Here is a 22,320-nt window from a genome sequence, read left to right on the forward strand (position 1 = left end):
AATTGGCACTCATGGCTGGACGTAGACCGTAAAGCTCTGGGTGGATGCCGTGGTCACCCCAGACGCAGCCGTCGTGCTGTTGACTGCAACGTATTTCTCATTCCAGTTCACTGTGATGTTGCAGCTCACCGGCACACCCGTTGCGGTCGTACAGTTAACCGTGGCGGAATAGCCGGGGAAGTTCGCGTTCATCGTGCTGGCCCATTGCTGTACATCGTAAGCAGCCAACTGAGCCGGCGTGCAAGACTTTCCGGAAAGACAGGCGCCAGTGGTCAGCGTCTGATTCAAGACATTCGAACTATCCGTAATAGTCGTGCCGGTCACACTAAACGTCGCTGGAGCGGTGCCACCTGCAGCCCAGAATGTGCTATTCCCGTGCATGGCCGCAGCCAAGCTTTCGGTCTGCAGGGCCACCAGCGAACGCACACGCGATATCTGCGTATTGCCCACCGCTGCCGCCTGAATTTTCGCCAAACCCAACAGGCCCACGCCGACCACTACCATGGTGATCAACGCCTCGATGAGCGAGAATCCGGCGGCTGTGCGGCACTTCATACTCAGCTGCATGAGCCGGTCCCCTTGGTCTGTACCACTTGCCGACCGACCATGTTGATTGCCACGCAACGCGTCGCGCTGTCATTGACAGGCGCCGCGGTGTGCAACGTCATCGTGACGGTGCCATTGGCCAAATTGGACGCGAAGCCATCGCGGTTATATGTCACCGCCGAAGCCGCCGGACTGGGTCTGAACGTATCGCCATTAGGAAGGGCGGCACGCACGCGTAGCGGCACATCGCTGGCGGAGTCGGTCGTACCCGAGCCATTGACGTCATTGAAGACAATCCAGCCAGTCTCCCAATTGCTCGTACTTGTCGTATTGCACGCCGTACCGTTAGACGAGGGACAAAGACTGACCGGCTGTCCACGCTTGATCGCCTCGCTGCGGGCAAATTGCAGATCATTCACCAAAGAATTGGCTTCTGCCTGCAACCGCGTGCGCTGTGTCAATCCGACATACGACGGCGTCGCAATGACCGCGAGAACAGCCACGATCGCCAGCGTCACCATCAACTCAACCAGCGAGATGCCGCGGATGCGGCTCGAACGAATGCAACCGGCACGCCCTCGCCCGCCGCTTTCCCCATTCGGGTACGACATATCTGTATCGATTTGACTGTGACACAACGCGTTCTCGGCGCGAACGCCGACAGCGTCGCCACGCCGCTCCGCCCGGTATTCACACCAACGGTTGCGTGACGATTGAAGTTGATGCGCGGTGAGGGAATTGCGGACCGCTGCCGCCATGTCAGCGCAAGAAACGACTGACTAGAAACCCGCACCGCCCAATGGACGAAATCCCGTTAAGCATGACTCGAACCCCCGACTATTGTTTTATGCGGCAACCGCGACGCAATCGATTTCGCACGCTGCCGATTTGAAGCTAATTTGAGTTTTTCTACGATGGCTCACGTCCGACCCCCGTGAACGCGATCATCTGCATGACAAAAAAAGCCCAGGCAGATGCATCTCTGGAATAGTGGGGAATTAGTCAAAAAGTGTCAACAACCCCCTCCTTCAACCAAAGACTTGGGAAGGCTCACGTTGGTGAAAAACCAACGGTCCGCCACATCACGGGATACCGCGCAGGCGATTCCTCAGGAGGGTATTGACCAGATATGACAGTTATACGGCCAAATCCACACTAACTTGAGCAACTCCAAGTGTCAGTTGACTCATGCCCGTCCACCATCACGCCAAGCGCCAACACGGCGCCATCCTCCTCGAATCCCTCGTCGCTCTGGCCGTATTGTCCCTGTGCGCTGCGGGCACCCTGTCTGCACTTGAGCAGATGGAGGCTACGAGCCAAAGCCTGCGTCAACTATTGACCGACGTCCGAACGCAAAACGACCGAGTCGAATCCGCAAGCGGGCGCTGACATGCGGCAGCTCTCGCATGCTCGGCGTGGTGCGACGCTGGTGGAGTTGCTGATTGGCATGCTGGTAGGGTTGATCGTGCTGGGTATCGCTCTGCAACTCACACTCCTTGCGCGAGCAAGCTACCAGCGCGTTGCCGATGATGCCCTGATCGAAAGTCGCGGCACGCAAGCGCTGGAACTACTGACAACGGCACTGCAGCATGCAGGCTGGGTAACCGATACACCGGCGGTATCGCAGGAGCGCCGATGGCCAGACGCCAAGGCAGCACTCTCGATCCAAGGTGCGGACAGTTGCGCCCCTCGAGAAGCGGAGGCTCTGGAGTGCAATAGCAGCGACATCCAAGGAAGCGACGCGCTGCTGGTGCGCTTTGCCGGTCGCAGCATGCAGACCAAGCCAGACCGAACTGATCAGAGCATTGTCGACTGCTCCGGCTACGGCGTAGCTGAGCGTGTCCAAAACGGCAGCGAGGAGCAGCGTGCGGGATACATGCTGCTCTACCTCAGCCGAGCTCCGGATCAAGAACCGCAGCTGATGTGCCGCTCGCGAAGGCATCAAGACGGTCAGACTGTGGCAGGCGGTTGGACATCTAATGGCATGGTCCGCGGCGTCGAAACAATGCAGCTTCTATATGTGGTTCGGACCGCTGGCGGCACGGCCGCCACGACACTGTCTGCGCGCTCGCTCACCGCCGAGCAATGGCGCCAGGTTCAAGCCGTGCACATCGTGCTGGTCGTCCGCGGCGACTACAACTCGCCCAGTTCAGCCAACAAGACCACGTCAACACTTGCGCTATTTCCCAACCTCCAGCGAGTGGAAGGCGCCAACGCGCAAGACTTGCAGTTCACGCCCACCCAACCCCACCGCCATCGTGCCGTCTTCACGGCAACGGTGCACTTACGCAATCCGCTCGCCTGCGATGTGGACGTATGTTGAGCGACAGGGCCAAAGCGCGTGGCTTTTCGATGATGATCGTGATGCCTGCAGTGGCGTTGCTCAGCCTGCTGACCATGGCGACCTTCCATCTGGTGTTGGATCAGCGGCATCGCACGTCTCTCATCGCCGATCGCGCCTTGGCCAAATACGCTGCCGAAATGGCGCTGAATGCGGCGGAGTGCGAACTGTCCGTCGCCACCGAAACGCCAACGAATCTCGAATGTATAGCGGCCGTGCCGCTCGAACGTATCGCCGCTCTCGATCCGGTTTCGGGACGCGGCTTCTTGGCCGGCACGTGCGGCAGCGGTGTCTCGCTCGGACTATGTCAGCCGCAGCCCGGCCAATCGCTCTGGACGTTGGCGCGACTGCTGGATACGACCACCCTCGCCGTAGAGATCGACACGCGCCTCCCGGGTAGCAAGCGCATTGCCAGACGCACTGCGCGGTACGTCATCGAGCGGATTCCAGATCGATGGCCCAGCCACGCAACCCATACCGATGAAACGACAGCCCCTCGTTTGTATCGCCTCACGGCAGCAGGATTTGGCACCGACCCCGCCGTCAGCATCGTGCTGCAAACCGTCTTCCGCCCAAAAATACCGAGCCGTACGCCCACGGCTCAGGCAACCATCGAAGGTGCATCGCCCATCATTCGTCCCAATGGAACGGTGACACAACGCGTCTACACCACAAGCACCCAACAAGGCGCAATCGACACCCAAGTGCAGACACTCATGCTCGGCCGCTTGAGCTGGCGTGAGCTGATCGAGGAAGGCCTGCGATGAGGTGTCGCCATGCCGCATTCACCCTTGTCGAACTCACGATTGCATTGGCTATCGCCGCGTTGTTGACCAGCGCTGCCATACAAACCTGGTCAAGACACCATGAGCGCGCGCAGCGGGCTGCAGTGCAAGCGGCGCTGGTCTCGACCATGGTGGAATGGGAGCGCCAGTACGCGCGCACAGGCGACAGCTCCGCATCGGCAAGCGTTCCGAACCACATCTCCGGTTATCACTTGATCACTAATCCTTGCGAAGGCCGCGCTCTCGTACATTGCGTTGAAGTCGTGGCCCAGCCGGTGCACCCGGGCACGGGGTGCGGCTCGCTCATCCTGCGCAGCACCGGCGAACGGTTCACGCAGATCGGCAACGCGCGTCAACCTGCATCGCATGCATGCTGGCCATGAAAGCGGCCCGTCTGCGGGCGGGCTTCACGCTCGCTGAGCTTGTAGTCGTCCTGAGCGTCATGGCGATCCTGGCGGTGTTCGCCGGGCCCACCGGCCTGAACTGGTGGCAACGCGAGACCGTCGTTGTTATGGCCGACCGCTTTGTCAGCGCCATCTCGCTGGCGCAGACTATGTCGCGCAATCAGCGTATGTGGATCCACCTCGGTCCGCTCAGCGCTCAGCAGGGTTGGTCGTCGGGATGGGCGTTGTATATGACGCCCTCGCCGCAGACCCAGGCGACGCCTCTGGAGCCGGGCACCGAAGATATCTTGATGCGCGTATCGCCTCCGGTGGTGCCGCCGGTCGAATTTGCGTTCACGCCGTCACAGCGCGACGTTGGCACCCTCTCGTATGCACCTGTGGGATACTCGCGACAGCGCAACGGCAGCCAGCTATACGGCACGCTAACCATCCGATGCGGAGCACATGTACGGCGAGTCCGCATCAGCTCAGCAGGCCGCGCCCGCATCTGCGATCCGGCCCAGGACACCAAAACGTGCGGCACTGGCGCCTCGACTAACGACGATTAATTCATACTCCCCGTTTTTTGCCCATGTTCTCCGACTTCGACCACGCCATGATGCAGCGCGCCCTGGCGCTGGCCGAGAAAGGCTTGTTCACCACCACGCCTAACCCGCGCGTCGGATGCGTGATCGTGCGTGACGACACCGTCATCGGCGAGGGCCATACGCAACCCGCCGGCCAGGACCACGCTGAAATCCAGGCCATCAAGGATGCCCAGTCGCGCGGCCAGGACGTGCGCGGCGCCACCGCGTATGTGACGCTGGAGCCCTGCAGCCACTTTGGCCGCACCCCGCCCTGCGCGGACCGGCTGGTCGAGGCCGGTATTGCCCGCGTGGTCGCGGCCATGGAAGATCCGAACCCCGCCGTCTCCGGACGCGGCTTGCAGAAGCTGCGCGATGCCGGCGTCGACGTGCGTTGCGGACTGCTCGAGCGCGAAGCGCGTGAGCTGAACATCGGCTTCGTTTCACGCATGACGCGCGGCACGCCGTGGGTACGCGTGAAGGTCGGTGCATCGTTGGACGGCCGCACCGCGCTGGACAACGGCATCAGCCAGTGGATTACCGAAACCGAAGCGCGCAACGACGGCCACCGCTGGCGCGCACGCGCCTGTGCCATCCTCACCGGCATCGGCACGGTGCGCGAAGACAATCCGCGACTGACCGTGCGCGCCGTCAATACGCCGCGCCAGCCGCGCCGCGTATTGATCGACTCGGCACTGGACGTGCCGCTCGACGCCCACATCCTCACCACAGATGGGCACCACGAGCCGACGTTGATTTTTGCCGCCCAGCCCGAAGCCGGCCGCATGCGCGCGTTGAGCGAGCGCGGCGCGGAGGTCATCCTCCTGCCCAACGCTGATGGAAAGGTCGACCTGGCCGCAGTCCTGCGCGAACTGGGCCGCCGCGAGATCAACGAGCTGCACGTCGAGGCCGGCTTCAAGCTCAACGGCTCGCTGCTGCGCGAAGGGCTGGTTGACGAGATCCTCGTCTACCTTGCGCCCAAGGTGCTCGGCTCGGGCCAGGGCATGTTCAATATGGGGCCGCTGCAAACGCTGGAAGGCGCGGCCGAATTCTTCTTTCACGACATCTCGCGCATCGGGGGCGACCTCCGCATCCTGGCGCGCCGCAACCCCACGGATTGATTGCTCATGTTCACCGGAATCGTCGCCGCAGTTGGCCGCATTGAAACCGTCTCGCCGCTTGGCGACAACGCCGATGCAGGCGTGCGCCTGTCCATCGACTCGGGCGGCCTGCCGCTGGCGGACGTGGCGTTGGGCGATTCGATCGCTATCCAGGGTGCGTGCATGACGGTTGTCGCCAAAACTGACAGCCGCTTCGACGTGGATGTGTCGCGCGAATCGCTGTCCAAGACGGTCGGGCTGGAACGTCCGGGCGAGGTGAATCTGGAGAAGGCCCTGCGCCTGGCCGACCACATCGGCGGGCACCTCGTATCCGGCCACGTGGACGGCCTGGGCACGGTCACGCATTTCGCGCCCGTCAACGAATCGCACGAACTGCGTGTGCGGGCGCCGGCGGAGCTGGGCAAATATCTCGCCTACAAGGGCTCCGTGGTGGTCAACGGCGTGTCGCTCACGGTCAATACCGTCCGGGACGACGCCGACGGCTGCGAGTTCTCGATCAATCTGATCCCGCACACCGTGGCGGTCACCACGCTCAAGCACTTGAAGGCCGGCAGCCAGGTCAACCTGGAGATCGACCTGATCGCCCGCTACGTGGAACGCATGCTGACCCACGCCGCCATCGGCCTGCCCGTGGGCACCCAGCCTCTGGCAGCCGCCTGAACCGCTGACCCCACTGGCTTGGGGCCACCTTGGCGTACCCTTGGCGTACAATAGCCGGCTTCCCATTTACGCAGTCGCATGGCCCCCGAAATTACGAATTTGCGGGAGTTGGTCAGCGGCGCGCACCCCTGCTACGCCATGTCGATCGCCACAGTCGAAGAAATCATTGCCGAAATCCGCGCCGGCCGGATGGTCATCCTGGTCGACGAGGAAGACCGTGAGAACGAAGGCGACCTGATCCTGGCGAGCGATTTCGTCACGCCGGAAGCCATCAACTTCATGGTCACGCACGCGCGCGGCCTAGTGTGCCTGACGCTCACCGAAGAGCATTGCGACCAGCTCGACCTGCCAATGATGGCCAGCCGCAACGGTACGCAGTTCGGCACCAATTTCACCGTATCGATCGAAGCGGCTGAAGGCGTAACCACCGGTATTTCCGCCGCCGACCGCGCACGCACCATTCAGGTGGCCGCCGCCAAGAACGCGAAACCGTCTGACTTGGTGAATCCGGGCCACATCTTCCCGCTGCGAGCCCAGAAGGGCGGCGTGCTGATGCGCGCCGGCCACACCGAAGCCGGTTGCGACCTGACCGCGATGGCTGGCCTGACACCCGCCGCCGTAATCTGCGAGATCCTGAAGGACGACGGCACCATGGCGCGCTTGCCGGACCTCGTGGAATTCGCCAAGAAACACGGCCTGAAGATCGGCACGATTGCCGACATGATCCAATACCGCAGCCGCACTGAGAGCATCGTCGAGCGCGTCGGCGAGCGCACGATGGAGACGCAGTTCGGCACATTCCACGCCGTCGCCTTCCGCGATCGGGCGGCCGGCCGCGCCCATCTGGCGCTGGTCAAGGGCACGCCGACACCGGACACCGAAACGCTGGTGCGCGTGCATGAGCCCCTCTCGGTGCTCGACCTGCTCGAGTGCCAGCGCACGACGCACTCGTGGAGCGTGCCCGCTGCCCTGCGCGCCGTCCAGGCTGCCCCGACCGGCGTGGTCGTGCTGCTCAATTGCGGCGATTCGGCGGACCGGCTGTTCACCCAGTTCTCCGCGCTGGACGCGCCGCACGAGCGCCCGCGCACCAAACCCGATCCGCGCATTTACGGTATCGGCGCGCAGATCCTGAAGGAGGTGGGCGTCGGCAAGATGCGTGTGCTGGCCTCGCCACTCAAGCTGCCGAGCATGGTCGGCTACGATCTGGAGGTGACGGCGTACCAATCGATGGCGGATGCGCCCGACGTCACTTCCACTTCGTCCGCCGCCACGCATTGATTTTTCCGCCGGCAGCCTAGACTGCCGCGCCGACTTTCTTTTTTGACGTTGCCTAACCGGCAACCCCAACCGGAATACACCATGGACCACGGCTTCTACCCGACCAATCTCAACGGCGAAGGCCTGCGCATCGGCATCGTCCAGGCGCGTTTCAACGAGCCCGTGTGCGAAGCGCTGCGCGAGGCCTGCGTCGCTGAACTCGAACAACTCGGCGTGGCGGGCGAAGACGTGCTGCTCGTGACCGTGCCCGGCGCGCTGGAAGCCCCGCTGGCGCTGCAAAAGATGGCCGAATCGGGCCAGTTCGACGCCCTGATCGCGCTGGGCGCAGTCATCCGCGGCGAGACGTACCACTTCGAGCTGGTGTCCAATGAATCGGGCGCCGGCATCACGCGCGTGGGCCTCGACTTCAACATCGCCATCGCCAACGGCATCCTGACCACCGACACCGATGCACAGGCCCACGCCCGCACCCGCGAGAAAGGTCGCGACTGCGCCCGTACCGCCGTCGAAATGGCCAACCTGACCAACGACCTCGACGGTCTGCAGGATCACGGCCAGGACGACGACGGCGAGAATGAATAAGCGCTTCCTCGCGCAAAGGCTTTTCCCATGACGCAAGACAATTCCCAAGCCAAGACCAAGGCGCCCGCCAAGAGCGCGCGCCGCCGTGCGCGCGAACTGGCGCTGCAAGGTCTGTATCAATGGCTGCTCAATCGCAACGACCCCGGCGTGGTCGAGGCGCATCTGCAGGATGCGCAAGGCTTCAACAAGGCCGACCGCGCGCACTTCGACGCGCTGCTGCACGGCGCCATCCGCGAAGAAACCACGCTGACCGAGGCGTTCACGCCGTACCTGGATCGCCCGGTTGCCGAGTTGTCACCGGTCGAACGTGCCGCCCTGCTGGTCGGCGCGTACGAGCTAGTGCACTGCGTGGACATCCCGTACAAGGTCGTGATCAACGAGGCGGTTGAACTGACCAAGACCTTCGGTGGCGTGGAAGGCTACAAGTACGTCAACGGCGTGCTGGACAAGCTGGCCGCCCAGGTGCGCGCTGTCGAGGTCGCTGCCCGCCGGTAATTCGGCGTCTGCTCTTCGCTTTACCCTTTCGCTTCGCTTCAAGATGGACGCCCACCGCCTGCAGACAGCCGCCCGGCTGGCCAATATCCGCGCCTTTCACGTGATGGAGCTGGCCAAGCAGGCCCGCGAGCTGGAGCTGGCCGGACGCAGCATCATTCACATGGGCATCGGCGAGCCGGACTTCACCGCCGCCGAGCCCGTCGTGCAAGCCGCCGCCGACGCCATGCGACGTGGCGTCACGCAGTACACCGGCGCATTGGGCATCCGCCCACTGCGCCAAGCCATCGCCCGCTACTACCAGACCACTTACGGCCTCGACATTGCGCCCGAGCGCATCATTGTCACGGCGGGCGCGTCGGCAGCGCTGCTGCTGGCGTGTGCGGTGTTGGTGGAGGTTGGCGGCGAAGTCCTGATGCCCGATCCGAGCTATCCGTGCAACCGTCACTTCGTGGCGGCCTTCAATGGCGAGGCAAAGCTGGTGCCATCGGGGCCGGAAGAACGCTTCCAATTGACGGCCGCGCAGGTCGAAGCTCACTGGGGGGAACGTACGCAGGGCGTGTTGCTGGCCTCCCCATCCAACCCGACCGGCACGTCGATCCTGCCGGACGAGCTGCAGCGGATCGTGCAGACGGTACGCGCGCGAGGCGGATTTTCGATCGTCGACGAGATTTACCAAGGCCTCTCGTACGATCAGGCGCCCGTTTCAGCACTGTCGTTCGGCGACGATGTCGTCACGATCAACAGCTTTTCCAAGTACTTCAATATGACCGGCTGGCGCCTTGGCTGGCTGGTAGCGCCCGCCGAACTGGTGCCAGAGTTCGAGAAAGTCGCGCAAAACCTGTTCATCTGCGCGTCGGCGGTGGCGCAGTATGCCGCGCTCGCGTGCTTTGAACCGGAAGCGCTGGCGATCTACGAGGCACGCAAGGCCGAATTCCGTCGCCGCCGCGATTTCATCGTGCCGGCGCTGGAGTCGCTTGGCTTCAAGGTACCGGTCAAGCCGGATGGGGCGTTCTATGTCTACGCCGATTGCCGTGGCGTAAACCACCCGCACGCTTCCAATGCCGATGCCCTCACCCAGTCGATGCTGCATGACGCCGGCGTAGTGCTGGTGCCTGGGCTTGATTTTGGTCCGCACACGGCCCAGCACTACATCCGACTGTCGTACGCAACATCGATGGCACATCTGGAAGAAGCCGTCGCGAGGTTGGGCAAGCTGTTCGGACGGTAAAACGATCTCCGCGCCTCGTCCAAGCAAAAAGGCCGTCCCGAAGGACGGCCTTTCTTATATAGCGCAGCCAAGCAAGTCAATCAGGCCTGGCCTTGGGACTTGTCATCCAGACGCGCCTCTTCCTGCTGACCTGTAGCCGGTTGCTTGTCGGCCGCCTTGGCGGCTTGCGTCTTCGCCTCGGCTTGCGTCACAGGCGTTGCCGCTGCGACCGGCTTCGCCGATTCGCGCTCCGACGCCGCCGTCATCGGCGAACGGTGGCCGGTAGCCACCATGCGCAGGCGCGAACGCTCTTGCAGCACCTTGCCGCCGTAGCCGCCGTCGCCTTGTGTGACCGCACCGACATACAGCTTCAGGCCGCCCTCGATCGAACCTGCACGCGCGATGCAATCCTTCAGCACGAGCGCACCGACCTTGATGTTGGCGTACGGGTTGAGCGCGGCACCAACGCCACCCATCACCTCGTACTTGTCCTGGTGGACCTTGGTCATGACCTGCATCAGGCCCTGCGCACCCATACCGCTTTCGGCGAACGGGTTAAAGCTGGACTCGATCGCCATCACGCCGAGGATGAGCAACGGATCCAGGCCGACTTCCTTGCCGGTCTGATAGGCCGCCTTCACCAGCTGGCCCGTGGCAGTGGCCGCCACGCGGTACTTGCGGGCAATGTACTCCGCCACGGCAGCCTGCTCTCGCGGGGTACCGGCGGTTGCCGACTCACGCGCGTCGCGGACGACTTGCGTGTTCGGAATCTGCGCGGCCAACTCGGCCACGGACGGCACCTTGGATAGCGTGTCCCAACCGGCAGCCGCCACCGTGCCGCCTTGGGCCGTAGCAGGGGCCACAGCCTGGGCGGCGCCCGTACCGGCAGACGGCGCAGTCGGCGCAAAAGCTACCGGCTGCACGCCAGCCGCAATCGCGGGTGACGGATTGGCCGAGGCGACACTGGTGTCGACACCCGGCGTGAAATGCAGCACGCGTTGAGCGACCGTGGCACGCCACTCGCTGTTGAGCGAGAGCGCGACTGCAGCGGCCACAGCCAGCAAGCCGATGCTATTGAGCACGACATGCCCGCTGCGGAACACCAGCAGCACGCCAGGATGCAACTCATTGCGGGACGCGGCAGCGCCCCCTGCGTTCAACTCCATGCGCAGCTTACGAGGCAGCGCAACTTGACCTGCACGCGCGAGGCGGCGGCCAACCGGGGCTACGAGCCGGCGTTGCAGCGCCGATCCGATCCCGGAAGAATGAAGGGTTTTCCAACCGTTCATACTTACCTCCGTCCGCTGCGCTGATCCGGTAGACGCCTTTCTTTTGCATGGCGCCGTGCGTTTCGTGTCGCAACGGTTTTTAGTAAGGATGCCGCGCTGTTGCAGTCAGCCGGCATCTGTTGGGGGCACTCCCCTAGTGCCCAGAGAAATGCGGGCCGTGTCCTTGGGGAGGTCACGTCCCGCAGCGATGCTGATGTGCTCTGGTGTCGCCCCTCATACGTCGGAGAGTTGGGCGAAGGCATTAGCCGAAAACATGTTGCATTGCAACAATTACCAGATCGGATTGGATTGTAGGAAGCGCGTTATTCCAAGTCAATCATAAAGAAGTAAGTTTTCATATCTAAAAGTTATGATCCAACCAGTGTTGTTGGGACTAGCTGACCTGCGATGCGTTCTGTCATCAGGGGGCCGTGGGGTTTTGGCCGTACAATCGCGGCCACCCTGCCTACACCAAAAAAATGTCTCCCGGACGACCGTTCGGAGGGCCGGCCCCTCCACGTTGTAGGCGACCCACCTTACCTTTGGTTACAAAATCTCCATGCAATACAGGGACTTACGTGACTTTCTCGCCCAGCTCGAACGCACGGGCGAACTGCGCCGCGTGCGCCAACCGGTATCGCCGCGCCTGGAAATGACCGAAGTCTGTGACCGCCTGCTGCGCGCCGAAGGCCCAGCGGTGGTCTTCGAGCAGCCGGTGGATGGCACACAGAAGTACGACATGCCGGTGCTCGCGAACCTGTTCGGCACCACGCGCCGTGTGGCGCTGGGCATGGGTGCGGAGTCACTCGATGAACTGCGTGACGTGGGGCGCCTGCTCTCGGCATTGAAAGAACCCGAACCGCCGCGCGGTCTGCGTGAAGCCGGCAAGCTGTGGACGATGGCCAAGGCCGTGTGGGACATGGCGCCCCGCAAGGTGTCTTCGCCAGCGTGCCAGGAGATCGTGTGGGAAGGGAATGACGTCGACCTCGCGCGCATTCCCGTACAGACATGCTGGCCGGGCGATGCGGCACCGCTCGTCACATGGGGACTGGTCATCACGCGCGGGCCGCACAAGAAGCGGCAGAACCTTGGCATCTATCGACAGCAGGTCATCAGTCGCAACCAGGTCATCATGCGTTGGCTGGCGCACCGGGGCGGCGCGCTGGACTTCCGCGAACACGCCATCGCCAATCCGGGCCAGCCGTTTCCAATTGCCGTTGCGCTGGGTGCCGACCCGGCCACCATTCTCGGCGCGGTGACGCCGGTGCCGGACACGTTATCTGAATACCAGTTCGCAGGTCTGCTGCGTGGCAGTCGGACCGAGCTTGCGACATGCCTGACACCCTCGCTCGCGCAGGCACAACTGCAAGTCCCGGCTGGCGCCGAGATCATCCTCGAAGGTCATATCCAGCCCGACCCGACACACCCGAGCGGCTATCAGCACGCACTCGAAGGCCCCTTCGGCGATCACACCGGCTATTACAACGAGCAGGACTGGTTTCCGGTGTTCACGGTCGAGCGCATTACGATGCGCCGCGACCCGATTTATCACTCTACGTATACAGGCAAGCCGCCCGACGAGCCGGCCGTGCTTGGCGTGGCGCTCAATGAAGTGTTCGTGCCGTTGCTGCAGAAGCAGTTTCCGGAGATTGCCGATTTCTATCTGCCGCCCGAGGGCTGCAGCTACCGCATGGCGCTGGTCAGCATGAAGAAGCAATACGCCGGCCACGCCAAACGCGTGATGTTCGGCGTGTGGAGCTTCCTGCGGCAGTTCATGTATACGAAGTTCATCGTGGTGGTGGACGACGATGTGAACCTGCGCGACTGGAAGGAAGTGATCTGGGCGATCACTACGCGTGTCGACCCGGCGCGCGATACGGTCATGGTCGAGAACACGCCCATCGACTATCTCGACTTCGCATCCCCCGTGTCTGGGCTGGGTTCCAAGATGGGCATTGATGCCACCAACAAGTGGCCGGGCGAAACCACCCGCGAATGGGGCCAGCCCATCGTCATGGATGCCGCCGTCAAGGCTAAGGTCGACACCATGTGGGACACGCTCTTCCAATAACCACAAGGCCTGGCGGCTCAGTCTGCGAGCGAACGATCGTTCGGTTATTCTTAGCAAGTTAAGCGACTGCTGCATCTAAAAGGCGGGCCCTTTTTGTCTACTGGGTCCGCCTTCCTTATGGAGAACGCCATGGCCGAAGCACTCGACTCATCCCGCACCGCCGCCAACGCGCTGGAGCGCATCAAAGACCGCACCCTCGTCAAGACACAGTCCTATGTGGACGGCGCCTGGGTTGGCGCCGCCGACGGCGCGACCTTCCCCGTCCACGACCCTGCGACCAACGCACACCTGACCGACGTCGCCAACCTCGGGCATGCAGAAACGCTGCGCGCGATCGACGCGGCCAACGCGGCGTGGCCTGCGTGGCGCGAGCTGACTGGCAAGGAGCGCGCAGCGCTGATGCGCCGCTGGTTCGACCTGCTGATCGCCAATGCCGACGACCTCGCCGCCCTCATGACGGCAGAGCAAGGCAAGCCGCTGGCCGAAGCCAAGGGCGAGATCGTCTACGGGGCATCGTTCATCGAATGGTTTGCCGAAGAGGCCAAGCGCGTCTCGGGCGACGTGATGGCCAGCACCTGGCGCGACAAGCGCATGGTCGTGCTCAAGCAGCCGGTGGGCGTGTGCGCGTCCATCACGCCGTGGAACTTCCCGCTGGCGATGATCACCCGCAAGGTTGCGCCGGCCATGGCGGCAGGTTGCACCATCGTCATCAAGCCGGCTGAACAGACGCCGCTGTCTGCGCTGGCGATGGCCGAACTGGCGCACCGCGCGGGCATTCCCAAGGGCGTGGTCAACGTGGTGACGGGCGACGCGGACCGGTCAATCGCCATCGGTAAAGCCCTGTGCGAATCGCCGATCGTGCGGCATCTGTCGTTCACGGGCTCGACGCCGGTGGGCCGCATCCTGATGCAGCAGTGCTCGCCGACGGTGAAGAAGGTCGCGCTGGAGCTGGGCGGCCATGCGCCGTTCATCGTGTTCGACGACGCCGACATCGATGCTGCCGTGGAAGGCGCAGTGCAGTCGAAATACCGCAACGCGGGCCAGACCTGTGTGTGTACGAACCGCTTCTATGTGCATGCCTCGGTGTACGACGCGTTTGTCGAAAAGCTCTCGGTCAAGGTGCGCGGCATCAAGGTCGGCAACGGCTTCGAGACGGGTGTGGTGCAAGGCCCGCTGATCGATGATCAGGCCGTGGAGAAAGTGCAGCGCCACATCAACGACGCGACGCAGAAAGGCGCACGCCTGACTGCCGGTGGCAAGCTGATGCAGGGCTTCGGCTCGCAGCGTTTCGTGGAGCCCACCGTGCTGGCTGACGCCACGCCCGACATGCTGATCGCGCGCGAAGAAACCTTCGGCCCGGTCTCCGCCATCTTCAAGTTCCAGGACGAGGCGGAAGTCGTGCGCCTGGCCAACGACACCGAATTCGGCTTGGCGTCGTACTTTTTCAGCCGCGACATCGGCCGCATCTGGCGCGTGGCCGAACAGCTTGAGTACGGCATGGTCGGCATCAACACGGGGCTCATCTCGAATGAGGTGGCGCCGTTTGGCGGCATCAAACAATCGGGCCTGGGCCGTGAAGGTTCGGTCTACGGCATCGACGAATATCTCGAACTCAAGTATCTGTGCATGGGCGGCATCTGAACCGCCATCCCCTATCGGCCGACCTGCCACATTGATAGAGCGGGCGGCCTTTCCCCTTGCCTGGCCGGCGGAGGAGACACATGAGCACCATCCAGGAAGGCGCCCTGCTATGGACGCCGTCTGCTGATTTCATCGCGCGTTCGCGCCTGACCCACTATCTCGATTGGCTTGCGCGCGAACGCGGCCTGCGCTTCTCAGCCACCACGCCAGAGGACTACGCCCAACTCTGGGAGTGGTCTACCACCGAGCTGGAAGCATTCTGGACGTCCGTCTGGGATTACCTCGACCTGCGCGCCTCGACACCGTTCACGCGGATGCTCGGCGACCGCACCATGCCTGGCGCGCAGTGGCTGCTCGGCGCCAAGCTCAATTACGTCGATCAGGTCATGCGCCATGTGGAAGAAGGCGGCAGCCCCGACCGCACCGCCATCCGCTACGCCAGCGAGACCAAGCCGCTGGCCGATCTGTCATGGCGAGAACTGCGCCAACGCGTCGCTTCTCTGGCCGATGCACTGCGCAAGATGGGCGTGGAGCCCGGCGACCGCGTTGCCGCGTATCTCTCGAACACGCCAGACGCCATCGTCGCGTTCCTCGCTGCGGCCAGCGTGGGGGCCGTCTGGTCAGTCTGCGCGCCTGACATGGGCCAGGTGGCCGTCACGGACCGCTTCCGGCAGATCGAACCGAAGGTGCTGATCGCGGTGGACGGCTATCACTATGGCGGACGCGCTTTCGACCGCACCGACGTAATCGCGGAGATGGTCGCCACGCTGCCCACCGTCGAACACCTCGTGCTCGTGCCGCAACTGCTCGGCGATATCAACCGCGCGCGCTTCCCGGACGCCCACGACTGGCGCGACTTGACGGCCAGCGACGTGCCGCTCGTCATCACACCGGTCGCTGCCGACCACCCGCTGTGGATTCTGTATTCGTCCGGCACCACCGGCATGCCCAAGCCCATCGTGCATGGCCACGGCGGCCTGCTGCTGGTGCAGACGATGATGGGCGCGCTGCATCTCGACCTTGGTCCCGACGACGTTTATCACTGGTACAGCAGCACCGGCTGGGTCATGTGGAATTCGCAGGCGAGCGGCCTGCTCGGCGGCGTCACGCTCGCCATTTACGACGGCAATCCCGGCACGCCCGATCTCAATACACTGTGGCGCTTCGCGCAGGATGCGGGCGTAACGTTCTTCGGCGCCGGGGCGGCGTTCTTCGCCAATTGCCTGAAGGCCGGTATCGAGCCCGGTCGCGATTTCGACTTGTCGAAACTGCGTGCGGTCGGATCGACCGGTTCGCCGCTCTCGGCCGAGGCGTATGACTGGATCTACCACCACGTGAAGGCCGACGTCTGGCTCAATCCGATTTCCGGCGGCACCGACTTCGCCGGATGCTTCGTGGGCGGCGTCGCCACGCTGCCCGTCTATGCGGGTGAGATGCAATGCCGCAACCTGGGCTCGCGTGTGGAAGCCCTGGACGAGGCCGGCCAACCGCTCATCGACGCGGTCGGCGAACTGGTCTGCACCGCGCCCATCCCGTCAATGCCGCTTTTCTTCTGGGGCGACACCGATGGCAGCCGCTACCGCGACAGCTACTTCGATATGTACCCCGGCCAGTGGCGCCACGGCGACTGGATCAAGATCACCCCGCGTGGCGGCGCCGTCATCTACGGCCGGTCCGACGCCACCATCAACCGCCACGGCATCCGCATGGGCACTGCGGAGCTGTACCGCGTCGTGGAAGACCTGCCCGAAGTGCTCGACAGCCTTGTCGTCGACCTGGAATTTCTCGGCCGGGAATCGTTTATGCCGCTGTTCGTCGTGCTGCGCGAGGGCGCGACGCTCGACGACACGCTGCGCAGCACGATCAACGCGCGCATCAAGGCAGGACTATCGGCCCGGCATGTGCCCAACGTGGTTGTGCAGGCGCCCGGCGTGCCGCGCACGCTCTCGGGCAAGAAAATGGAAGTACCGATCAAGAAGCTGCTGCTGGGCGCGCCGCCCGAGCGCGTTGCCAACCCTGATGCAATGGCCAATCCGGACGTTCTGACGTGGTATGCGAGCTACGCCCAGTCGTTGGCTCAGCACAGCGGCACCTCCGGCGAACCCGCGCCAGCACTGGAATCGTGGCGGAGCTAGACCAATCGTTGGTTCCCCGTTTTGTCATCTCCGCCAATTGAACGATGGCACGGCCCGGATGTGATGACTAACGTACAGCTTGCACCGGCACATCAAGATGCCGGGCGAGCTGCTTAACGGGGAATCACTATGCTTGCAACGACGAACGTCCTGGTCAAAACCGAGGACGGCCGTGAAGCCTTGGCCGAGCGCCGCCACGACATGCAGATGCGCCAGCGCCATCTGCTGATCCTCATCGACGGTGCCCGCACGGTCGGGCAACTGCATCAACTGCTGAGCGACTGGCCCGATCTGGACGAACTGCTCGCGGGGCTACAACAGGCCGGCATGGTCGACGTGCTGCCCGGTATCTCGCGTGAGAACGCATCGGCCGCTGAACCGTTCGACCCCATCGCCCACTTCAACCGTCCGCTGCTTGACGATCAAGCCGACGGCACACCTGCCGCCTTGTCGCTCATCTACGACGAACTGCCACCGTTGACCGGCATGACGCTGGGCCTGCAAGCGGTGGCGGCACCCATCGACGAGCCTGCGGCCAATGACGCGAGCACGCCGCCTGCGGCGCCAGTCCAGACTTTTTCTGTGCCACCGTCGGCCGTTCCGCCGGAGTTGGCCGACGTGTTGCCCAATGTGGTCAAGGTCGAGTTGATGCGTTTGGCTGTGCAGCACTTCGGTTCGGCTGCGGGTGCCGCCATGCCGCTGCTGCGCGCCTGCAAGGAAGATCCGCAATCGCTGTGCGACGTGGTTGCCGCGTGCGCCAAGGCTGCCGCCCCAATGGCGGGCGAACACGCCGCTGCGAAGTTCGTGGATGCGGCCATGCAGGCGATGGCGCTGCGGCGCTAGGCAGCGGCACCGATAACACGGCGTGCGGCATTCCCACGCGTCCGTGCTTGGTAGCCGGAAGAAGCGGGGCGTGACGGCCTTTGCAGCTCGCTCGCCGGCTTCCGTTGGCGCAGCAAATCGGCGAGCGGGTTGCCTGGGTTCAAGGCAAAGTCATCCAGATCGATCAGACCAGCGTACAGGTCATATCCGACGCCACCGCAACGAGCGCGCCCGCAACCCGGTCGGTCTGCTCCGGTGCGAGTCCCGCAATATTGATCCGGCCGCCCTGGGTGCCATAGATGGCGTGATCTGCGCGCAAACGCTCCATGGCATCGGCATCTAACGGCAGCATGGAAAACATACCCTTGTGCCGCGCCAGATTCTGTAGCGAAACGGGGGCGCCCAGACTGGCCAGTGCGTCATCCAGACGGTGCCGGTTGCCCACGATACGCTGACGCATGTGCTCCAACTCCTTACGCCAGGACGCCGTCAATGCGACATCGGCAAGGATGGCAGCCACGATGGCGGCGCCGTGGTCAGGCGGCATCGAGTAGTTGCTGCGTGTGATGCGCTCCAGCACGCCGCCCACCGGCTGCAGGGCAGCGCTGTTCTTGCCGATCACCATCGCCGCGCCGGTGCGTTCGCAGTACAGGCCCATACTCTTCGAGCAGCTTGCCGCCACCAGCACCGTATCAAGCGCATCGACGAGCAACCGCAGGCCCGCGGTGTCCTGCTCCAGACCATCGGCGAGACCCAGATAGGCCATGTCGACCAGCGGGATCAGGCCCTGCTTCGCGCAGCGCTCCGCCACGGTTTGCCAGACCCCGACGCCCATGTCGATGCCGGTCGGGTTGTGGCAGCAACCATGCAGCAGCACGATATCGCCGGCACGCGCAGCCCACAGGTCCGCGAACATGGCATCCGCGTCGAGCACCCCGCCTTCGGCCCGCCAGCGGTAGCGGTCCACTGCAAGCCCCGCCGCGCGCATGATGGGCACGTGGTTGACGTAGCCAGGGTCAGACACCCAGACACGCGTACCCGGCGAAGCCACGGCGATGAAGTCAGCGAGCAATCTGAGCGCGCCGGTCCCACCCACGGTCTGCATCGTGTGCTGGCGTGCCAGGCGACCCACGTCGTTGCCGAGCAGCAGCGTCGACAACCCGGCATTGAAGTCGGTGTTGCCGGCCAGCCCACGGTAAGCCTTGGAGGCACCGGCGGCGGCCAGGCGCTCCTCGGCGGCCTTCACCGCGGCCATGACCGGCGTCTGCCCGGTGTCATCGCGGTAGACACCCACCACAAGATCAACCTTGTCGGGCCGAGGGTCCGCGCGGAAAGCCGCGGTCAGTCCCCACAGCGGGTCCGGGGCAACGGTGGCGAGAGTTGCGAGCATGGTGTGGTCTCCGGAAAGGCGATGCGATGGTCTACGCACGGTTTGCGAGGATCACGCCAGCGGTGATCACAGCAATGCCGCATGCAACGGTCAGGGTCAGCGATTCACCGAGCAAAGGCACAGCCCCCAGACAGGCCAGCGCGGGCGCCAGCGAACCAATGGCGGAACAGCGCGGCGTATCCAGATGACGAATCGCCAGTGCATAGGACAGACTTGAAATCACGCCAACCCCCAAGCCCTGTGCCAGCAAGAAAGGCATGGCGTTGGCCACGGTGAAGTGCCCGATATGGCTGTCGACCACGCCCAGGCCCGCCAGCAGCGCCGTGAGCAAGAAAGACGGCACACTCAACAGCAATGCGCAACCGATGGCATCAAGCCCCGCCCGGCGCAGCCCCAACGTGTAGCTGCCCCAGAGCAGACTCGCCAGCAACAGCAATGCGGCACCGGCGACAAACGCGCCGTGCGACGCGTGCGATTGCGATACCAGCAAGAGCAGCACGCCTGCGAGGATGATCGCGATCGCCCGCCCGCGTGCCGCAGCGATACGCTGGCGGTCCACCACATACGCAATCAGCGCCACCGACAACGGCGTCGTGCCCGCGATCAACGCAGCCACGTGGGCGGCCGATGTCACCTTGCCGCCGGCCGAAGCCATGAAGAAGAACGGCACGCCGCCGCCTACCAGGACCATCAGTGCGCTGAGCGGCTTGACCCGCCGCAGCATCGGCCAGCGGGAGGGCAGGAACGGCAACAGCAACAGGGTCGGCAAGCCGAATCGGATGAGCGCCACGTCGGCAGGCGCCAGCGGCGAAGCGCCAATGGCCCGGATCGACAGCGCGAACCCGGCCCAGATCAGCACCGTCAGCACCATCGCCGCATACCCGATCAGCGGGCTGGCCTGGAAGGCATTTCGCCCGGCCTGCGCGCCCACGCCCACCGTCAATGTCGAACCACGCATGCCGCCCCACCCTCGATTTCGGAATGGAGACAGAATGCCCCAGCACAAAAGGTAGTATCTTGCTATTTCCGCTAATACTTCGCTCCGCTTTGGCAGAACCTGCCACGCCGGAAAGATCATATGGATAAGAAAGACAGGCAGATCATTGCCGCCCTCCAGAAAGAAGGCCGCTTGACCAACCAGGAGCTGTCGGAGCGGGTCAACCTGTCGCCCTCGCCCTGCCTGCGCCGGCTGCGGTTACTGGAAGATGCGGGCATCATCCGCGGCTACACGGCCATCGTTGATGAAGAGGCGTACGGGCTGCCGGTCACGGCATTCGTGCATATTCGTCTGCAGCAGCACTCGCGGGAGGTGGTCTCGACGTTCGAGAACCGTATCCGCGCCATCGACGCGATCCTCGATTGCTATGTACTGACCGGCGAAGCGGATTACCTGCTGCGCGTGCTGGTGGAAAGCCTGCAGGACTACGAGCAGTTCGTGCGCGTGCAATTGCATGCCATTCCGGGCATCGCCGCTATCGACACAAGCTTTGCGTATGGCGTGGTCAAGCGATCGACGGTGTTCCCGGCGTGGGATGAGAATAAAAGGAGTATGGTGCGGCGGCGTGAAAAGCCATCTGGACGATAGGCTATTTGACCGGCCCGCCATACCACTTCGTCATTGAGGAGCTGATCGGCATGCGTACCGCTCGCAAGCAACATGCGCAATGTCGGCATTCGTGAGAAGACGCCCAATGCGGGGACGCGCTTCTTCTACAGCACGACTCGGGCCTAAGAGCCAGGGCAACTTTTCTGCCCGCTCTGCGGAATCGACCACGGGCACATAGCAATGCTTGCCAGTGGATTATCTGGGTCCAATCAGAAGCGAAGCGATTAGCCGACAATTAGCCAATCCTTAAAGCACGTCTCTGCGTCGTGCCGAGTACTACAACACTTGCACCTTGCCCTATCCAGAAAAATCAGGACGTGGCGATCAAGGCTCGAAAGTGTCGAATTTTTTCTTCATTATCCGCCAAGATGGTATGCGTATCGATTGCCTCTCGAGGCACTCGACGGCAAATTTCGTGATCTTCCTCGAACACCTGTCGATTCACAGCAGCCGTGGACTGAAAGAATACGTCCGCGAGCGTTTGTTTCCCAGGTAAGGGGGGTGCTGTTAGCAATCGACTTGCGAAATGTGTGCGATCCGCACTGGCGGCGGGAAAGAAATTCTGCAGGGAGTAGGAAAATCCATAAGTCGATGACAGCATTGCATAGGGGAAAACGTAAAGACTCAAATAACCTTCGTACTGGAAATCCAGAGAAAAGAGTCGACTCATCGACTTGAGTCGCTTATCCAACCGTGCATCACCAAGCTCAGCGCGCCACACTGAGTTCACGCCGTGGAACGTGTTCACGCCATCAGTCAGCTGCAGGGCTCCCAACGAGTCAGGATGAATCAGGTCGATGTGATACGGCTCCAGCGCATTCTCAAGCGCGATTCGCCAATTGCACTGGTAGTCGTATTGGCTGAAATCGAAACGGCCAGCAATATTGAAGGAAATGTCCTCCAACAGAGGCATGATTTCCCCCAACTGCTCCGGCAGTGACATCTTTGGCTCGATACCAATGAACAGAAAATCACCCGCCCAGTCCATCTGGAAAGCATTCAAACGCGCGGAAGAGAGATCGCAAGGTTTAAATCTATCTGGACTCGGCACGTGAACCTTCCCGCCTCGGTAGCTCCAGCCGTGATAGGGACAGTGCGCAGGCGAGTTGCCGCTTTCGTCGAGGAACAAACGCGTTCCTCGATGCGGGCAGAGGTTGTCAAAGGCGACAAGGTCACCGCCGTCGTTGAAGATCACGAGGTCGCCGGCCGCCCATTTCAACTTGAGATAGTCGTTGTTGGTCGGCAGTTCACGTCTATGAGCAACCAAGTGCCAGTATTGGCGGGAGAGTCTATTTTCTAACACGGTATCTCTGCGGCGAAATGTCTTCAGTCGTGACCCGAAATGCAGCCTTGTCGACAAGCAACTCGACGAATTGCATGTACGCGAAACCAACGGCGCACACGC

22 protein-coding genes are annotated in these 22,320 nt (G+C 63.0%); 16 read left to right on the forward strand and 6 right to left on the reverse strand.

Annotated elements, in window-relative coordinates:
• Positions 1–9: 9 nt before the first annotated feature.
• Both pilV and M1D44_RS10690 read right to left on the reverse strand, forming a co-directional pair.
• Positions 10–567: a type IV pilus modification protein PilV gene (pilV, locus tag M1D44_RS10685; protein WP_037031654.1), complete on the reverse strand. Its 558-nt coding sequence runs from the start codon at positions 565–567 to the stop codon at positions 10–12.
• Complete coding sequence (locus M1D44_RS10690; protein ID WP_037031655.1) at positions 558–1,304, reverse strand: GspH/FimT family pseudopilin; 747 nt, start codon at positions 1,302–1,304, stop codon at positions 558–560. Before M1D44_RS10690 ends, pilV begins: the two co-directional genes overlap by 10 nt.
• Before the next feature lie 430 nt (positions 1,305–1,734).
• Between M1D44_RS10690 and M1D44_RS10695 the strand changes: the two genes are divergently transcribed.
• The 11 genes from M1D44_RS10695 to M1D44_RS10745 all read left to right on the forward strand — a co-directional run bounded on the left by M1D44_RS10695 (position 1,735) and on the right by M1D44_RS10745 (position 10,003).
• Positions 1,735–1,935 carry a type II secretion system protein gene (locus M1D44_RS10695; RefSeq protein WP_024976369.1) on the forward strand — a complete coding sequence of 67 codons (201 nt, stop codon included), beginning with the start codon at positions 1,735–1,737 and terminating at the stop codon, positions 1,933–1,935.
• Between the two features lies 1 nt (position 1,936).
• Positions 1,937–2,869 carry a PilW family protein gene (locus tag M1D44_RS10700; protein WP_316853256.1) on the forward strand — a complete coding sequence of 311 codons (933 nt, stop codon included), beginning with the start codon at positions 1,937–1,939 and terminating at the stop codon, positions 2,867–2,869.
• A 29-nt stretch (positions 2,870–2,898) separates the two neighbouring features.
• Complete coding sequence (locus M1D44_RS10705; protein ID WP_439004478.1) at positions 2,899–3,654, forward strand: pilus assembly PilX family protein; 756 nt, start codon at positions 2,899–2,901, stop codon at positions 3,652–3,654.
• Positions 3,651–4,055, forward strand: a complete 405-nt coding sequence (locus M1D44_RS10710) for a type IV pilin protein (protein ID WP_316853255.1) — start codon at positions 3,651–3,653, stop codon at positions 4,053–4,055. The genes M1D44_RS10705 and M1D44_RS10710 overlap by 4 nt, the downstream gene beginning before the upstream one ends.
• On the forward strand, positions 4,043–4,624 hold the full coding sequence (locus M1D44_RS10715; RefSeq protein ID WP_316853254.1) for a GspH/FimT family pseudopilin: 582 nt from the start codon (positions 4,043–4,045) through the stop codon (positions 4,622–4,624). Before M1D44_RS10710 ends, M1D44_RS10715 begins: the two co-directional genes overlap by 13 nt.
• Positions 4,625–4,647: 23 nt before the next feature.
• Positions 4,648–5,760 (forward strand): bifunctional diaminohydroxyphosphoribosylaminopyrimidine deaminase/5-amino-6-(5-phosphoribosylamino)uracil reductase RibD, encoded by a 1,113-nt coding sequence (ribD, locus tag M1D44_RS10720; protein WP_024976374.1) that lies wholly within the window; start codon positions 4,648–4,650, stop codon positions 5,758–5,760.
• A gap of 6 nt (positions 5,761–5,766) precedes the next feature.
• The gene (locus tag M1D44_RS10725) at positions 5,767–6,420 is read left to right on the forward strand and encodes a riboflavin synthase (protein WP_024976375.1); all 654 of its coding nucleotides are present in this window, start codon (positions 5,767–5,769) and stop codon (positions 6,418–6,420) included.
• A 138-nt stretch (positions 6,421–6,558) separates the two neighbouring features.
• On the forward strand, positions 6,559–7,698 hold the full coding sequence (ribBA, locus tag M1D44_RS10730; RefSeq protein WP_024976376.1) for a bifunctional 3,4-dihydroxy-2-butanone-4-phosphate synthase/GTP cyclohydrolase II: 1,140 nt from the start codon (positions 6,559–6,561) through the stop codon (positions 7,696–7,698).
• A gap of 81 nt (positions 7,699–7,779) precedes the next feature.
• Positions 7,780–8,280 (forward strand): 6,7-dimethyl-8-ribityllumazine synthase, encoded by a 501-nt coding sequence (gene ribH, locus M1D44_RS10735; protein ID WP_024976377.1) that lies wholly within the window; start codon positions 7,780–7,782, stop codon positions 8,278–8,280.
• Positions 8,281–8,307: 27 nt separating this feature from the next.
• The gene (gene nusB / locus M1D44_RS10740) at positions 8,308–8,775 is read left to right on the forward strand and encodes a transcription antitermination factor NusB (RefSeq protein ID WP_012761449.1); all 468 of its coding nucleotides are present in this window, start codon (positions 8,308–8,310) and stop codon (positions 8,773–8,775) included.
• A 43-nt stretch (positions 8,776–8,818) separates the two neighbouring features.
• The gene (locus tag M1D44_RS10745; RefSeq protein WP_112185545.1) at positions 8,819–10,003 is read left to right on the forward strand and encodes a pyridoxal phosphate-dependent aminotransferase; all 1,185 of its coding nucleotides are present in this window, start codon (positions 8,819–8,821) and stop codon (positions 10,001–10,003) included.
• Between the two features lie 80 nt (positions 10,004–10,083).
• On the opposite strand, the gene M1D44_RS10750 is transcribed toward M1D44_RS10745, so the two are convergent.
• A complete protein-coding gene (locus M1D44_RS10750) occupies positions 10,084–11,271 on the reverse strand; it encodes a lytic transglycosylase domain-containing protein (RefSeq protein WP_112185547.1) in 1,188 nt (395 codons plus the stop codon).
• Between the two features lie 538 nt (positions 11,272–11,809).
• On the opposite strand from M1D44_RS10750, the gene ubiD reads away from it, so the two are divergent.
• The 4 genes from ubiD (at position 11,810) to M1D44_RS10770 (ending at position 17,940) form a co-directional block, all read left to right on the forward strand.
• Entirely contained in the window at positions 11,810–13,321 is a 1,512-nt protein-coding gene (gene ubiD, locus M1D44_RS10755; RefSeq protein ID WP_024976380.1) for a 4-hydroxy-3-polyprenylbenzoate decarboxylase, read from the forward strand.
• Between the two features lie 129 nt (positions 13,322–13,450).
• On the forward strand, positions 13,451–14,962 hold the full coding sequence (locus tag M1D44_RS10760) for an NAD-dependent succinate-semialdehyde dehydrogenase (RefSeq protein ID WP_024976381.1): 1,512 nt from the start codon (positions 13,451–13,453) through the stop codon (positions 14,960–14,962).
• Positions 14,963–15,042: 80 nt separating this feature from the next.
• Positions 15,043–17,097: an acetoacetate--CoA ligase gene (locus tag M1D44_RS10765; protein ID WP_024976382.1), complete on the forward strand. Its 2,055-nt coding sequence runs from the start codon at positions 15,043–15,045 to the stop codon at positions 17,095–17,097.
• Between the two features lie 129 nt (positions 17,098–17,226).
• Positions 17,227–17,940, forward strand: a complete 714-nt coding sequence (locus tag M1D44_RS10770) for a hypothetical protein (RefSeq protein ID WP_316853253.1) — start codon at positions 17,227–17,229, stop codon at positions 17,938–17,940.
• A 163-nt stretch (positions 17,941–18,103) separates the two neighbouring features.
• Here the strand turns inward: M1D44_RS10770 and M1D44_RS10775 are convergent, their stop codons facing one another.
• Together M1D44_RS10775 and M1D44_RS10780 are read right to left on the reverse strand one after the other, a co-directional pair.
• Positions 18,104–19,309 carry an amino acid aminotransferase gene (locus M1D44_RS10775; protein ID WP_316853252.1) on the reverse strand — a complete coding sequence of 402 codons (1,206 nt, stop codon included), beginning with the start codon at positions 19,307–19,309 and terminating at the stop codon, positions 18,104–18,106.
• A gap of 31 nt (positions 19,310–19,340) precedes the next feature.
• Positions 19,341–20,267, reverse strand: a complete 927-nt coding sequence (locus M1D44_RS10780) for a DMT family transporter (protein WP_316853251.1) — start codon at positions 20,265–20,267, stop codon at positions 19,341–19,343.
• Positions 20,268–20,387: 120 nt separating this feature from the next.
• On the opposite strand from M1D44_RS10780, the gene M1D44_RS10785 reads away from it, so the two are divergent.
• A complete protein-coding gene (locus M1D44_RS10785) occupies positions 20,388–20,894 on the forward strand; it encodes an Lrp/AsnC family transcriptional regulator (RefSeq protein WP_024976386.1) in 507 nt (168 codons plus the stop codon).
• Positions 20,895–21,225: 331 nt separating this feature from the next.
• Here the strand turns inward: M1D44_RS10785 and M1D44_RS10790 are convergent, their stop codons facing one another.
• Positions 21,226–22,218 (reverse strand): aromatic ring-hydroxylating oxygenase subunit alpha, encoded by a 993-nt coding sequence (locus M1D44_RS10790; RefSeq protein ID WP_316853250.1) that lies wholly within the window; start codon positions 22,216–22,218, stop codon positions 21,226–21,228.
• Between the last annotated feature and the right edge of the window lie 102 nt (positions 22,219–22,320).

The organism is Ralstonia sp. SA306 (assembly GCF_054792405.1).